The sequence below is a fragment of the Erwinia sp. E_sp_B01_1 genome, assembly GCF_036865545.1.
In the GTDB taxonomy this organism is placed as follows: domain Bacteria; phylum Pseudomonadota; class Gammaproteobacteria; order Enterobacterales; family Enterobacteriaceae; genus Erwinia.
In genome coordinates this window covers 4,690,486-4,705,109 of sequence record NZ_CP142208.1, presented here as the reverse complement: position 1 = coordinate 4,705,109, position 14,624 = coordinate 4,690,486, and the positions used below count along the sequence as shown (strand labels likewise).

Sequence of the window (14,624 nt, the reverse complement as noted above, 5' to 3'; positions counted from 1 at the left end):
GATATGGCGGACATTCCTGAAGTGCGGGAAAGTTAAGCCCGCGCTTCAGGAATATCACTGAATGAAATGGAAATCTCTACTGCGCCCCGGTGACCTGGCCTGCCCGCATCGTTTGCTGAAGTGTCTTGTCACCAGCGGTGGCGGAAAGAGTGGCGTTAACTGAGGGTTTTAACGGCGCATCGGCGGCCAGACTGCCCTGAGCTTTTAGCTGTAAATCGCCTTCGCCTTCCAGCGGCAGCATTGGCCAGCCCCATTCATGCAGCAGGTTGACCGGAACCTGACGGCCATTCAGAGTGATGGTAAGCGCCCGCTGGGGCTGCTGAGACAGCGTAGCCAGGCTCTCAATCATGCCGTTTTTAGTAAAGGCGCTTAATTCGGTGATGTTGATGTTGCTGGCATCGGCATTCAGGCTGATGGAAGGATGACGGACATCCACGCGGTTAAACGTCGCTTCGGCGGCGTTCAGGCTCAGATTGCCCGACCAGATCCCCCACTGATGATCCCGTGCCAGCTGCAAATTGCTGCCATTTCCTTCAAGAGAGGTCATCTGGAAAGGGAAGGCCGGGTCAATATCAATAATCAGATTCCGGTTGGCGGCGAATTTACTCACTTCAACACTGTCCAGCCAGCCCGGCAGGCGTGCCAGCCAAAGCCCACGCCAGTTCTGCGGCAGGGTATACTCCAGGCCAGCCACAGCCACCTGATCCAGCGTCAGTTTCTTATCATTGCGGGTCCATTTGCCTGCGGTACGGATCAGGCCATTGACCCAGCGGGAACTGAACTGCGACAGCGCCACGCCTTCAGGGGAAAAGGTCATATCCACAATCGGATCGTTGAGCTGCAGGCTGCCATTGACAAAGGTGCTGGCATTCATCGACAGCGAGCCGTCATCACTTTCCCAGTCACCGTTGCGCAGCGTGATATTTTTAAGCGCCATATCCAGGTCGGTCACTGCCCAGTCTGTGCCTTCCAGACGCGCATCTGTCATATCAATACGGTCGAAATGCACGGAGGGCAGGGCGAGTAACGGATCAAGAAAATCGCTGAGGGTCTTATCCGTTTGCAGGCGAATACTGTTGAGTCTCAAGCTGGCGACCTGCCAGTTGCCCTGGGCATCACGCTGCGCGCTGGCCGTCACTGAACCCAGCGCGGCATCCGCTCCAACGTTGCTCATCACCAGCTGTTTGTTGTTTACACGGCCCTGGATCAGCACGTCAGAGGCGGGGAAGCCGTTGATTTCCAGCGATCCTGCGCTCATCTGGAAACTGGCATCGCTGCCGGTGAAATTGTTCGCCAGAGGTTTCCACGGCACGATACCGCCATCCACACGCTTAGCCGAAACGGGAAGGCTGGAGTGAGGGCTGTTAACCGCCATCTGGCTCAGCTGCAGCCGGTCAGCCTCTAACGGCAGCGTTTTGCCATCCGTAATATTCAGTACGCCATTGTCCAGCCGGATGCTGGAGAAATGCAGTGGCTGAGTAAACTGGATCCAGCTAAGTTCAAGCTCTACGCGCTTCGCTGTCAGTATGGCCGGCTGGGTTTTATGCCCAAAAGAGACGTTGTTCAGGATCAGAAGGTCAGGATCGGAGAAGTTATGCTCCAGCTTGCTCATGGTCAGCTGGTAATCGGTGTGCTTGCTGAGGGTGCGACTGATCCACCCGGCGCCCCACTGGGTTTGCAGCACGACATAGACTGCCACTGTGGCCAGTAACAGCACCAGCAGCAGGGTCAGCAGAATTTTTCCGAATACTTTCATGGCATCTGTCCCTGTGAACATCAGGCAAAAGGTTGTTATGCCTGATTTATCATCGAAGCTCAACCGTCTGCGGGGTCAGAGGGCCCGCAGACCCTCCGTTAATCCCCACAGGATGGCACAGGAACGGATTATTTTTCCTGAGGAAAGAGCAGATTCAGAATGATGGCAGTAATGCCGCCAGCGGCAATGCCGGAGGAGAGCAACGTTTTCAACCAGTCAGGTGCGAACTGAAGGATCAGCGGCTGCTGAGAAACGCCTAACCCCACGGCCAGCGACAGCGCCATGATCATGATCGCCCGGCGGTTTAGCGGCTCGCGGGAGACAATGCGCACGCCGGAAGCGGCGATGGTGCCGAACATGACCAGCGTGGCACCGCCCAGCACGGGTTCCGGAATGTGCTGCACAAAGCCGCTCACTGCCGGGAAGAGGCCGAGAACAACCAGCATCAGAGCTACCACAAAGCCCACATAGCGACTGGCCACGCCGGTCAGCTGGATCACGCCGTTGTTCTGACCAAAACAGGAGTTAGGGAAGGTATTGAACAGTGCAGAGACGAAGGAATTAAGCCCGTTTGCCAGCACGCCGCCTTTCAGGCGTTTCATATATACCGGCCCGGTAACGGGCTGCTCGGAGACATCCGAGGTCGCGGTGATATCACCAATGGTTTCCAGCGAGGTCACCATAAAGACCAGCATCAGCGGGATCAGCAGATTCCAGTCAATGCTCAGTCCATAGTAAAACGGCCTTGGCAGAGTTATCAGATCCTGATTCACCGGCGATGTTGTCTCAGGCAGCATATCCAGGGCCCAGGCAAGCAGATAGCCCACGGCCATAGCAATCACCAGTGAAGCAACCCGCAGATAAGGGTTACGCTGACGGTTAAGCAGCACAATCACCAGCAGCACCGCGCCAGCAAGCAGCAGATTCTTTGGCGCGCCAAAAGTGTGATCGCTCATAGCTGCAAAGCCGCCCCCGATGGAGGTCAGGCCGACCTGAATCAAAGACAGGCCGATAATCATCACCACAATGCCGGAAACCAGCGGGGTAATGACGCGCCGGGCAAGATGCAGGAAGCGGGAGAGGATCATCTCGGTGCAGGAGGCCAGCATCAGCGTGCCAAACAGCGCCGCCATCATGGTGGGCACGTCGGCCCCGCCATTTTTCAGCGTCATTCCACCCATAATCAGCGGCGTGACGAAGTTGAAACTGGTGCCCTGAATCGACAGTAAGCCTGAACCTACCGGCCCCCAGGTTTTGATCTGCAACAGCGAAGCCACGCCCGAAGCAAACAGCGACATGCTGATAATGTGCTGCGTATCCTGCGCGGGCAGGCCTAACGCCTGAGAAATCAGCAGGGCTGGCGTAATCACCGCAACAAACATCGCCAGTAAATGCTGACAGGCGGCAAACAGGGTCTGCGGCAGAGGAGGACGATCTTCCAGACGGTAGATCAGCTCACTGTGTGCAGTGGGAATAGGGTTACGGCTGGCTTCTGCATCGGGAATTGGGGAGGACATTTTCCGGGCTCTCTGACAAACGAAGTGGCGATTTTAATCATATAGCGGCTAAAAGCAAACGATTGCCGGGGCCAGAAGCGCGTTGTTCAGACCACAGGCAGCGAAACGGCCCGCTGTTCGCTAAACTAATGGGGTTTACCCTGAAGCAAAAGTCATTGAGCGAGGAACAAATGCAGGTATTTATTATTGGTGCAACGGGTGGCGTTGGCAGCCATTTAAGAAAACGACTGGTCAAGGCGGGCCATCAGGTCACGGGTATCTGGCGGCGTGAAGGGCAGGAACAAGCACTTTTGGCGGATGGGGTTAAACCGGTCAATACAGACCTGATGAACACCAGCAGTGAAAAACTGGCAGAAGCGATGCAGGGGTGTGATGCGGTGGTGTTCTCTGCCGGTGCTGCCGGTGCAGGTATTGAGTTAACCGACGGTATTGACGGACGCGGCTGCAAGTTTGCGGCTGAGGCTGCGAGGCTGGCAGGCATAAAACGCTTTCTGCTGGTCTCCGCTTTCCCGGAAGCAGGACGGGCAAAAAAATTTCTCCAACCTTTGAACACTATATGCAGGTAAAGAAGCAGGCGGATGTAATGCTGGCAGCGACCTCGCTGGACTGGGTCATTCTTCGCCCCGGCACCCTGGTCAACGACGCTGGCAGCGGTAAAGTGCGCCTTGGGCTGGCTATTCCCTATGGTTCCGTACCGCGTGAGGACGTGGCTGCGGTGCTGCACAGCCTGATTGAAAAACCGGAAGTGAACCGGGTGATCCTGGAACTGACCACCGGTGAGCAACCCGTCGACGAGGCGGTCAGCGATATGGCCTCCTGAAGCGGGAGGTCACTGCCGTCAGGCGTTGGTGTAGCGCTGCGTTTCCGGTAGCCAGCGTTCAATCAGCGCCTGAGCCTGTTCCGGATAATGCTGGTGGATGTGTCGGGCGACGCGCTGTACTTCCGGGATCATTGCCCCGTCCCGCAGTAAATCGGCTACTTTAAACTCGGCATTGCCGGTCTGGCGGGTACCCAGCATTTCGCCGGGGCCACGGATTTCCAGATCGCACTGGGCAATCACGAACCCGTCATTGCTGTCGCGCAACACCTGCAGACGCTTCTGGGCAGTTTTACTCAGCGGGGCTTTATAAAGCAGCACGCAGTGAGAGGCCACGGATCCACGACCCACACGGCCCCGAAGCTGATGGAGCTGTGCCAGCCCCAGACGCTCCGGGTTTTCAATAATCATCAGGCTGGCATTAGGAACATCCACCCCGACTTCAATGACCGTGGTGGCAATCAGCAGATGAATCTCCCCCTGCTTGAAGGAGTGCATCACCGCCTGTTTTTCTGTGGGCTTCATACGCCCGTGTACCAGCCCAACCTGCAACTCCGGCAGCGCCAGCTTAAGCTCTTCCCAGGTCGCTTCAGCGGCCTGAGCTTCCAGCTGTTCCGACTCTTCAATCAGCGTACAGACCCAGTAAGCCTGACGGCCCTCATCACTACAGGCGCTTTTAACCCTGGCAATAATGTCTGCTCTTCGCGTGTCAGGGATCGCTACGGTGGTCACCGGCGTCCTGCCCGGCGGCAGTTCATCGATGGTTGAGGTATCGAGATCGGCATAGGCGGTCATTGCCAGCGTGCGTGGGATCGGGGTGGCAGTCATGATCAGCTGGTGGGGATGGAAACCCTGCTCTTCTCCTTTTTCCCACAGGGCAAGACGCTGATGCACACCAAACCGGTGCTGCTCATCGATAATCACCAGTGCCAGCCCGTTGAACTGCACCTGTTCCTGGAAAATCGCATGGGTGCCGACGATCATCGAAACCTGACCGCTGGCAATCGCTTCCTGCTGCGCCAGACGTGCCTTGCCTTTTTGCTTTCCGGCCAGCCAGCCAACCTCAATCCCCAGCGGCGCGAACCACTGGCGGAAGTTATTTGCATGCTGCTCTGCCAGCAACTCTGTCGGAGCCATCATGGCGACCTGTTTGCCGTAAGCAATCACGTTCAGCGCCGTCAGGGCAGCCACCAGCGTTTTGCCTGACCCGACATCTCCCTGCACCAGGCGCATCATCGGATAGTCATGGGCCAGGTCCAGCTCGATTTCGCGCACTACGCGTTCCTGTGCGCCTGTAGGGCTGAACGGCAGCGCCGCCAGCAACCTGTCGCTGAGTTCATGACGGGCAGGCATCGACAACGCATGATAACGCTGTGCCCCGGCTCTCACGGCCAGCATGCTGAGGTTATGGGCCAGCAGCTCCTCCATGATCAGGCGTCGCTGTGCCGGATGCTTTCCGCTGTCCAGATCGGCCAGTGCCATGTCGGGTGGCGGACGATGAAGCGTGCGTAAGGCCTGCTTCAGGCTGATCATGCCCTGACTCAACTCCGGGGGAAGCAGCTCGGCGATGGCGCAGGTATCCAGCAGGTCGAGTGCCTGATCGGTGAGATTACGCAGCGTGGCCTGGCGAATACCTTCCGTGGTGGAGTAGACCGGGGTCAGCGTCTCCTGCAGCTCCACCACGCTGTTATCACCCTGTACGCGGTATTCCGGATGTATGATCTCTGCACCACGCTGGCCGCGTTTAATCTCGCCATAAGCGGTAACGCGTTTACCCGGTGACAGGCTGTTTTTCATGCCGGCATTGAAGTTAAAAAAGCGCAGGGTAAGGATGCCGGTGCCGTCACTGATTTGACAGGTCAGCATCCGCCGGCGGCCAAAAGTGATATCGCTTTGCAGCACTTCACCTTCTACCGTGGCATAAATATTTGGGAGGAGATCGTTGATGGCATAAAGCTGGGTGCGGTCTTCATAGCGAAGCGGCAGGTGTAACAGCAAATCCTGTACGGTAACCAGCCCCAGTTTCGCCAGTTTGCCTGCCTGACTTGCGCCAACGCCTGACAGTGAATTCAGCGGGACGGCATCCAGCAGGCGACCGGTCATTTTCTGCGTACCGAGGCTTGCATGGTCGCCCACCACTCGGGATCGGCCACCACTTCGCCCACCTCGTTAATCACCGGATAGGGCAGACCCTTGTGCTTTGCGACTCTGGCAAGCACCGGATAGCCCCCTTCAAACAGCAGACGCTGCTGCTCGTGATACTCCAGCGTGCTGTGGGTGCGCTGATACATGCCGGCGTTTTGCCGTTGACGCTGCGCTTCATACAGGATGAGCGCTGAGGCGACAGAAACATTCAGCGACTGCACCATGCCGATCATCGGGATAATAATATCCTGATCGGCCAGGTCGAGAGCCTCCTGAGTGATCCCCGTTTTTTCCTGCCCCATTAAAATACAGGTCGGTCGGGTGTAATCAATCTCACGGAAATCTACGGCTTTATCAGAAAGGTGAGTGGCGAGGATCTGCATTCCCTGGCCTTTCAGCTGGGTAACGGCTTCAGCAATGGTGCGATGAGTTTTCACCTGCACCCAGCTGTTGCTGCCAGCCGCCGAAGAGACCATGGTGCGCATCCTGCTGCCAGGCCAGACCGCATGGACTTCGTGCACGCCGACCGCGTCCGCCGTGCGGATCACGGCGGAGACGTTATGGGGCTTGTGGACCTGCTCCATACAAACGGTCAGGTCATGCTGGCGGGCGGCCAGCATCTCCAGAATGCGGGCATAACGTTGAGCATTCATGCGCTAGTTTCGGTTACGATGAACTTTAATCACGTCCGGCATTACGCGGATTTTACGCATAATATTCGCCAGGTGAACGCGATCGCGTGCGGTCAGACGGATAAAGGCACTGTATACCCGGCCATCTTTCTCTTCGGTATTCAGGCTCTGAATATTGGATCCGGCCGTATTGATTGCCGCTGTCAGGTTCGCCAGCGCGCCCTGGTGGTTAAACATATCCACCTTGATCTCCGCCACAAACTCCTGCTCCGTCTCTTTATCCCACTCCACGGCCATGAATTTCTCAGGCTCTTTCTGGTAGCCACGAATATTACGGCAAGATTCATGGTGTACCACCAGGCCTTTGCCAGGGCTGACGTGCGCCACAATCGGATCGCCAGGGATTGGGCGGCAGCATTTGGCAAAGGTGATCAGCACGCCATCGGCGCCCTTGATCGGCAGCTTGCTGCGTGAAGGCGTGGAAACGGGCGGCGTTGATGGGGAAGTCTGCTCGCTTTGCTGCAGATTTTTCGCCACCACCACGCTCATGGCGTTACCCAGACCTATCTCGGCCAGCAGATCGTCCAGCGTGGCCAGCTTCATCCTTTCCAGCTCGTGCTGAACATTCTCAGGCGGGATTTCGGCCAGTTTACGGCTGCCACCCAACGCATGGTTGAGCAGACGGCGGCCCAGACTCACCGAATCATCGCGCTTGAGGTTTTTCAGCAGCTGACGGATTTTCGCACGGGCTTTAGAGCTCACCACAAAGTTCAGCCAGGCGGCATTAGGTCGTGCGCCAGGTGCAGTGATGATCTCTACGGTTTGCCCGCTGGTCAGCGGCTGTGAAAGGGGATAAGGCTGACGATCGACACGGGCACCCACACAGGCATGGCCGATATCGGTATGCACGGCATAGGCAAAGTCGACCGGCGTCGCGCCAGCAGGAAGTTCGACGATGCGGCCTTCCGGGGTGAAAACGTAAATCTCATCCGGGAACAGATCGGATTTCACGCTTTCGATAAATTCAAAGGAGCTACCGGCACTCTGTTGCAGCTCAAGCAGGCTTTGCAGCCAGCGCTGGGCGCGAATCTGTGCGGTTGTGCTACTTTCACCCTGCTCTTTATAAGCCCAGTGTGCTGCCACACCCATCTCCGCCATCTGATCCATATCTTCGGTACGGATCTGCACTTCAACCGGCACGCCGTGCGGGCCAATCATGGAGGTATGGAGTGACTGATAGCCGTTGGCCTTGGGTATAGCGATGTAGTCTTTAACCCGACCCGGACGAGGTTTGTAGAGGCTGTGCATCTGCCCCAGAACCCGGTAACAGGTATCGACATCACTGACGATGACCCGGAAAGCATAGATATCCATAATGGAATGGAACCGCTGCTCCTTCAGGTGCATTTTGCAGTAAATCGAATAGAGGTGTTTTTCCCGACCACTGACGCGACAGGAGACCCCCGCTTCCTGCAGACGACCGTCAATTTCAGAGAGGATTTTCTGGATCATCTCTTTACGGTTGCCGCGGGCCGCTTTAACCACTTCTTTGATGACGCGGTAGCGGTTGGGGTAGAGGGCTTCAAAGCCCAGCTCTTCCAGCTCGGTTTTCAGATGATGAATACCAAGACGGTGGGCCAGGGGGCTGTAAATTTCCAGCGTTTCCAGGGCAATACGCCGTTTTTTATCCGGTCGCAATGCACCCAGCGTGCGCATGTTATGCGTACGGTCAGCCAGTTTGATCAGAATGACGCGGATATCCTGCACCATCGCCATGATCATTTTGCGGAAGTTCTCCGCCTGGGCTTCTTTTTTATCGCGGAATTTCAGCTTATCGAGTTTGGAAACCCCCTCTACCAGTTCAGCAACAGTCTGTCCGAACAGCTGTTCCATATCCTGATAGGTGGCTGGGGTGTCTTCGATAACGTCGTGCAAAAGCGCGGCCATGAGCGTTTCATGGTCGAGCTTCATTTCAGCCAGGATGCAGGCAACGGCTACCGGGTGAGTGATATAGGGCTCACCACTGGAACGCGTCTGTCCCTCGTGAGCATCACGTGCGACAAGGTAAGCTTGCTTGAGGCGTTTAACCTGATCCTCAGGCAAGTATTTTTCAATCAGCTGATTGAGACTTTCGAACAGATACAAGGGCAACCTGCAGGCTGGTGATTAACGACGACCTTCAGCGATAGCGGTAACGGCCTGCAATTCAGCGGCTTCCTGCTCATGCTGTTCCTGACGATCACGCACGTCCAGAATCTGGTTGGTGATCAGACCTTCTTCGATTTCGCGCAGAGCGATCACGGTAGATTTGTCGTTTTCTTCAGGAACCAGCGGATCTTTACCGCCAACCTGCATCTGACGAGCGCGACGTGCTGCCACCAGAACCAGGTCAAAACGGTTACCAATTTTTTCTACTGCGTCCTGTACGGTTACGCGTGCCATAAATGTGATACTCCACGGGTGACGAAATGACTGGGCATCATACTGAGTTGTCCTCAGTCTGCCAATAGTTTGCTGATTAACGCATCATGACGGGATTTTTGACGGCCCATACGCAGACGCTCAGCGCGAATGATGGTTTTCATATCTGACAGCGCCAGGTCGAAATCATCATTCACAATTAGGTAATCATATTCTGCAAAGTGGCTCATCTCCGCTACGGCCTGGGCCATGCGTCGGGTGATCACCTCTTCGCTGTCCTGGCCGCGCCCACGCAGACGGCGATCCAGTTCATCTTTCGATGGCGGCAACACAAAAATGCTGCGTGCCTGCGGCATTTTCTGCCGAATCTGCTGCGCACCCTGCCAGTCGATATCCAGGAACACATCCACACCCGTCGACAACACCTGCTCAATCGCTTTACGCGAAGTACCGTAGAAGTTGCCAAACACTTCGGCATGCTCAAGGAAAGCGTCTTCCTGAATCATGCCGCGGAATTCGTCGTGCGAGACGAAGTAATAATGTTCACCGTGACTTTCGCCCGGGCGCACTCCCCTGGTGGTATGGGAAATGGAGACCTGAGTATCGTACAGCGGCTGCGTTTTCAGCAGTGCGTGAATCAAGCTGGATTTTCCCGCCCCACTGGGAGCAGAAACAATAAAAAGTGTGCCTTGAGCCATGATTATCTTGATATGCCAATAAAGCGGAGTCTACTTCCTGCACAGTATACACGGCTGATGCCCTTCATGCAGCGTTTCAGGCAGCAAGGCCGTGATTTTCTCGGAATATGGAAAGCAGGTCCCGGTAATGATGTTGCTTTTCATGCTAAGCCGATCTTCTTTACAGGCTGGATTCCAGCAACGATTTTTACCCCTCGCCAGCCAGGCCAGATTCCTTTTTACTCCCGAAAGCACAAATAAAGGAGAGTGCAGGGATGAAGATCACAGGCTTATTACTGGCATTGTGCTGTGGTGCCGCTCAGGCATCATGCCCCGTCTGGACACCGGCCAGAGCCGGGCAGGAAATGGCCACGCTGGAGAAACAGCTGGCTGAATGGGATGACGCCTATTACCGGCAAGGGCAAAGCCCGGTCCCGGACGGGCACTATGATGCCCTCGCCCAAAAGTACCAGCACTGGCAGCAATGCTTCAGCCCCGGTAGCGATCTGCGCCAGCCAGCACTCGCCAGTAATGGCAAAGTTTTTCATCCTGTTGCTCATGTAGGGGTGAAAAAACTCACTGATAAACAGTCCGTTGCCCGCTGGATGGCGGGAAGGCACGCGCTCTGGGTACAGCCCAAAGTGGACGGTGTTGCAGTGACCTTGCAGTACCAGAATGGCAGACTGGATAAGGTCATCAGCCGGGGCAACGGCCTGCAAGGTGAAGACTGGACAGAAAAAGCCCGTCTGATCCCTGCCCTCCCACAAACGATTTCCGGCCAGACTGGCGCCCTGATCTTACAGGGTGAACTCTATCTGAAGATGACCGGTCATCAGCAGGCCCTTCAGGGTGGGGTCAATGCCCGTGCGGTGGTGGCCGGAGCAATGCGACGTAATGGGGCAACAGACACGCTGGAAAAGTTAGGTATTTTTATCTGGGCATGGCCTGACGGGCCTGCCTCGCTGCAACAGCGGGTGGCCCGGCTGAAAGAGGCTGGTTTTCCATTAACCGCTGAGTGGAGTAAGCCGGTAGCCGATGCGGAGGAGGTTGCAGACTGGCGCGAGCGGTGGTTCTCGCAGCCGCTGCCGTTTGTCACTGATGGGGTCGTGATACACGGCAACCCCATAAAAGGAGAACACTGGTTACCGGGTGAGAATAACTGGTCGGTAGCCTGGAAATACACGCCTGTGACCGTCAGCACAGAAGTTCGCTCTGTGGATTTTCCCATCGGCCGCACCGGGAAAATCAGCGCCGTGCTGAATCTTGTACCCGTCAGGCTGGATGATAAACAGGTCAGCCGCGTAAACCTCGGGTCATTCCGTCGCTGGCAGGAGGCTGACATTGTGGCTGGCGATCAAATTGTGGTCAGCCTGGCCGGGCAAGGGATCCCGCGGCTGGACGGGGTTCTCTGGCGGGTAACTCAGCGTATGCTGCCCGCTGTTCCGGATGCTTCGCTGTTTCACATGCTCAGCTGTTTTTCCTGGTCATCCCCCTGTGCGGAACAGTTTCTGGCGCGGCTGGCCTGGTTAAGCAGTAAAACGGCACTGGATATGCCCGGCATCCACCGCAGCACCTGGCGGCAATTAATCCAGTCGGGGCAACTGACTCATCTGTTTTCATGGATGATGCTTACACCGGAACAACTTAGCCAGATCACCGGCTTAACAGCAAAGCGGGCCGCCCGCCTTTACCATCAGTTCAGCTTGAGTCAACAGCAGCCCTTTAAACGCTGGGTAAAAGCGCTGGGTGTTCCTGTGCCGGAGCAAGCCTTAAATGCCCTTGAAGATGACGACTGGCAAACGCTGCTCTCGCGGGAAGTCTCAGGTTGGCAGCGGTTACCTGGTATTGGAATGCAGCGCGCCAGCCTGATAGTGCGTTTTCTTCATCATCCTGATACAGCCTCGCTTATCCACTTTTTACAGCAAAAAGTTGCTGCGCCACTCAGTGCTCGGCATGCGGATAATTGAAGATCGGCAAACCAAGCTTAAAGCGCAGGGCGAGCAGGCGCGCAAGGAAACCGAACAGCAGGGTAATAGTGATCACCACTTCGTGAGATAACGGCGTTTTTAACAGCAGTATATAAATCCAGCCGGAGGCAAAAGCGATGCCTGCATACAGCTCTTTCTGGAAGACCAACGGGATGCGGTTGCAGAACATATCCCGCAGTACGCCGCCAAACACGCCGGTGATGACCGCGCAAATAGCTGCAATGATCGGGGCATGGCCCATATCCAGGGCGACTTTGGTGCCAATGATAGAGAACACCACCAGCCCCAGCGCATCCAGCACCAGAAAGACTTTACGCAGGTGTGGCATCAGATGCGCTACCTGAGTCGTGACCACGGCGGCAGCGGCCACGATGATGATGTACTCCGGATGCTGAACCCAACCGAGAGGATAGTGCCCTAACAGCATATCCCTCACTGAGCCGCCGCCAATAGCGGTGACGGAGGCGATAATAATGACACCAAACATATCCATTTTACGGCGTCCCGCAGCGAGTGCGCCGGTCATGGCCTCTGCCGTGATACCGATGATGTAGAGAACAGTAAGTAACATAGCCAGCTCCAGAGTAATCGGCGGCAAGCTTGAAGGATTTGAGTGAGTTTGACGATTGAATTTTTTAAAACGTGTTGGTTAAATTAGTTTAGCTAATCCGGAGTGGATAAGAGCATTTTGAACAGGGAGAGATAAAATGAGAGCAGGGGACGTTTTTAAACAGTTAGCCAGAGGAGTTCACCCTGAAACTGGCGAGTTACTGCCACCCACTTCGGTGGTCCATGCCAGCGAGATAATCCGGCTTCTCTATTCGCTGGCTGAAGAGTTTGAAGGTGATGAGTTCCCGCAGATCAAGAGAAAAGAGAAGATAAAGCTGACCCCGGAGCAACGGCGTGAAAAAAACCGGGCCGGTGGCAGACCTGCAAATGCTTATTTACCCTGGAGCGAGGAGGACAAGCTCAGGCTCAGGGAAGATTTTCAGAGCAGCATTGGCATTCGCACGCTGGGCCAGTTACATGAGCGTAGCCTTCGCTCCATTGTGTTGCAGCTGGAAAAAATGTCGCTGATTACGGCTGACGAGGCGGCAGAATATGACTAAATATGATGGCAGACTGGCTATCATCGCCAGAGAAAATGCTTATACCCTGACCAGGCCAGCCTTTCTGGAGAACACTATGAAAAAACCTTTCACCATAGTAATGCCTCTGTATCAGGGGATTACTCAGCTGGATTTTACCGGCCCTTATCAGTTCTTCTCACATTTAGCGGATGCAAAAGTGATAGTGGCCTCTTTGGGGGCTGAGCCGGTGGATGTGGGGAGCTTCAGCTTTGCCAGTTTGTCCCGGCTTGAAGATATCGCCGATTGTGATGTGCTCTGTATGCCCGGCGGTAACTGTACCAATGCAATTGAAAATGCTGATTTCCTGGCGGCAATACGTCGGCTGGGGTTGGGTGCAGGCTATCTGACTTCGGTCTGCACCGGGTCACTGATTCTGGCGGCAGCGGGCCTGCTCAACGGCAAACGGGCGGCCTGCCACTGGGCATGGCGTGATTCGTTAGCGCTGTTTGGCGCCATTCCTGATCCGGGGCGGGTGGTAAAAGATGGGCATGTGATAACCGGTGGAGGCGTGACGGCAGGCATCGATTTTGCGCTGGTGGTGATTGCAGAAATCGCCGGAGAAGAGGTAGCTCAGTCCATTCAACTGGGGCTGGAATATGCACCGGCACCGCCTTTCAATGCGGGTAGCCCTGATACAGCGCCGCCAGATGTCCGTGAAAAGGTGATGCAAAGAATGCAAAAGGTGATTCAGGAGAAAATGCCAATTTTGGAGACAGCGGCCCGGAAATATCACTGAGGTAGAAGAGATCATTCAGGGCCAGAGAGGTAACATCGAAGTTTTGAGGAGCCATTTCATGGCCGGAATTACCCTCCTCTGATTTGACACGGGCTAACTGACTCAGGCCGGAACATTGATCACGTCCCGGCCCTGGTCAGCGCAATGCTTGCCTGAGTATCAGCCGTTAACGGAACGGCATAGCTGCGCAGCAGTTCGCGTTAGTTCTTCTTCACGAACTCAGACTTCAGCTTCATTGGGCCAAACCCGTCGATTTTGCAGTCAATATTGTGGTCACCCTCTACCAGCCGAATGCTTTTCACTTTGGTTCCGATCTTCAGTGGCGTAGAGCTGCCTTTCACTTTTAAATCTTTTATTACGGTAACGCTGTCGCCATCGGCCAGTAGATTGCCGTTGGCATCTTTCACTATCAGTGCATCATCGGAAGCAGCATCAGCGCCCTTAGCCCAGACGTGACCACACTCCGGGCAGTTAAAGAGGGCACCATCTTGCCAGGTATATTCAGAGTGGCATTTAGGGCACGGAGGAAGGATTTGCATAACAGGCCTCAAAAGAATCCATAAAAAATTAGGGGGTATTTTAGCCTGGTGGCGAAACTAAACCTACTACAAAAAAACCGCAGCAACCTCAAAAGGATGTTGAGTTATAAAGAGTATGCTTTACGCCGCACCTGTTAGTACTAACTAAAAAGAACCTGCTGGTAATGATGAGCTTTACCCTGACGGTATTCCTGAAAGACGTTAAAAAGCGAATTCAGATTGCGGAATAACGGTTTACGCATTGCTGGTAAGTAAATTAACGCCGT

At 55.2% G+C, this 14,624-nt stretch carries 12 protein-coding genes and 1 pseudogene; 4 read left to right on the top strand and 9 right to left on the bottom strand.

Annotated elements, in window-relative coordinates:
- Positions 1–76: 76 nt before the first annotated feature.
- Both VRC33_RS21845 and VRC33_RS21840 read right to left on the bottom strand, forming a co-directional pair.
- The gene (locus tag VRC33_RS21845) at positions 77–1,756 is read right to left on the bottom strand and encodes an AsmA family protein (protein WP_338559429.1); all 1,680 of its coding nucleotides are present in this window, start codon (positions 1,754–1,756) and stop codon (positions 77–79) included.
- Positions 1,757–1,884: 128 nt separating this feature from the next.
- A complete protein-coding gene (locus VRC33_RS21840) occupies positions 1,885–3,273 on the bottom strand; it encodes a uracil-xanthine permease family protein (protein ID WP_338559427.1) in 1,389 nt (462 codons plus the stop codon).
- Positions 3,274–3,443: 170 nt separating this feature from the next.
- Between VRC33_RS21840 and VRC33_RS21835 the strand changes: the two are divergent.
- Positions 3,444–4,093, top strand: a pseudogene (locus tag VRC33_RS21835) (SDR family oxidoreductase).
- Between the two features lie 18 nt (positions 4,094–4,111).
- On the opposite strand, the gene recG reads toward VRC33_RS21835, so the two are convergent.
- The 5 genes from recG to gmk are packed head-to-tail and all read right to left on the bottom strand — an operon-like array spanning position 4,112 to position 9,986.
- On the bottom strand, positions 4,112–6,193 hold the full coding sequence (recG, locus tag VRC33_RS21830; protein WP_338564387.1) for an ATP-dependent DNA helicase RecG: 2,082 nt from the start codon (positions 6,191–6,193) through the stop codon (positions 4,112–4,114).
- Complete coding sequence (gene trmH / locus VRC33_RS21825; RefSeq protein WP_338559425.1) at positions 6,190–6,888, bottom strand: tRNA (guanosine(18)-2'-O)-methyltransferase TrmH; 699 nt, start codon at positions 6,886–6,888, stop codon at positions 6,190–6,192. Before trmH ends, recG begins: the two co-directional genes overlap by 4 nt.
- 3 nt (positions 6,889–6,891) lie before the next feature.
- Positions 6,892–9,012, bottom strand: coding sequence for a bifunctional GTP diphosphokinase/guanosine-3',5'-bis pyrophosphate 3'-pyrophosphohydrolase (spoT, locus tag VRC33_RS21820; protein WP_338559423.1), 2,121 nt, complete (start codon positions 9,010–9,012; stop codon positions 6,892–6,894).
- A gap of 21 nt (positions 9,013–9,033) precedes the next feature.
- Complete coding sequence (gene rpoZ / locus VRC33_RS21815; RefSeq protein ID WP_004154766.1) at positions 9,034–9,309, bottom strand: DNA-directed RNA polymerase subunit omega; 276 nt, start codon at positions 9,307–9,309, stop codon at positions 9,034–9,036.
- Between the two features lie 53 nt (positions 9,310–9,362).
- On the bottom strand, positions 9,363–9,986 hold the full coding sequence (gene gmk / locus VRC33_RS21810) for a guanylate kinase (protein ID WP_338559419.1): 624 nt from the start codon (positions 9,984–9,986) through the stop codon (positions 9,363–9,365).
- A 254-nt stretch (positions 9,987–10,240) separates the two neighbouring features.
- On the opposite strand from gmk, the gene ligB reads away from it, so the two are divergent.
- Positions 10,241–11,932, top strand: coding sequence for an NAD-dependent DNA ligase LigB (gene ligB, locus VRC33_RS21805; protein WP_338559416.1), 1,692 nt, complete (start codon positions 10,241–10,243; stop codon positions 11,930–11,932).
- Here the strand turns inward: ligB and VRC33_RS21800 are convergent.
- On the bottom strand, positions 11,907–12,524 hold the full coding sequence (locus tag VRC33_RS21800) for a trimeric intracellular cation channel family protein (RefSeq protein ID WP_338559414.1): 618 nt from the start codon (positions 12,522–12,524) through the stop codon (positions 11,907–11,909). The two genes, ligB and VRC33_RS21800, sit on opposite strands and share 26 nt — an antisense overlap.
- Before the next feature lie 136 nt (positions 12,525–12,660).
- On the opposite strand from VRC33_RS21800, the gene VRC33_RS21795 reads away from it, so the two are divergent.
- Both VRC33_RS21795 and VRC33_RS21790 read left to right on the top strand, forming a co-directional pair.
- Positions 12,661–13,062: a hypothetical protein gene (locus VRC33_RS21795; protein ID WP_338564618.1), complete on the top strand. Its 402-nt coding sequence runs from the start codon at positions 12,661–12,663 to the stop codon at positions 13,060–13,062.
- Between the two features lie 76 nt (positions 13,063–13,138).
- Complete coding sequence (locus VRC33_RS21790; protein WP_338564386.1) at positions 13,139–13,819, top strand: DJ-1/PfpI family protein; 681 nt, start codon at positions 13,139–13,141, stop codon at positions 13,817–13,819.
- A gap of 200 nt (positions 13,820–14,019) precedes the next feature.
- Here the strand turns inward: VRC33_RS21790 and VRC33_RS21785 are convergent, their stop codons facing one another.
- Complete coding sequence (locus VRC33_RS21785; protein ID WP_338559411.1) at positions 14,020–14,358, bottom strand: zinc ribbon domain-containing protein YjdM; 339 nt, start codon at positions 14,356–14,358, stop codon at positions 14,020–14,022.
- Positions 14,359–14,624 lie beyond the last annotated feature (266 nt).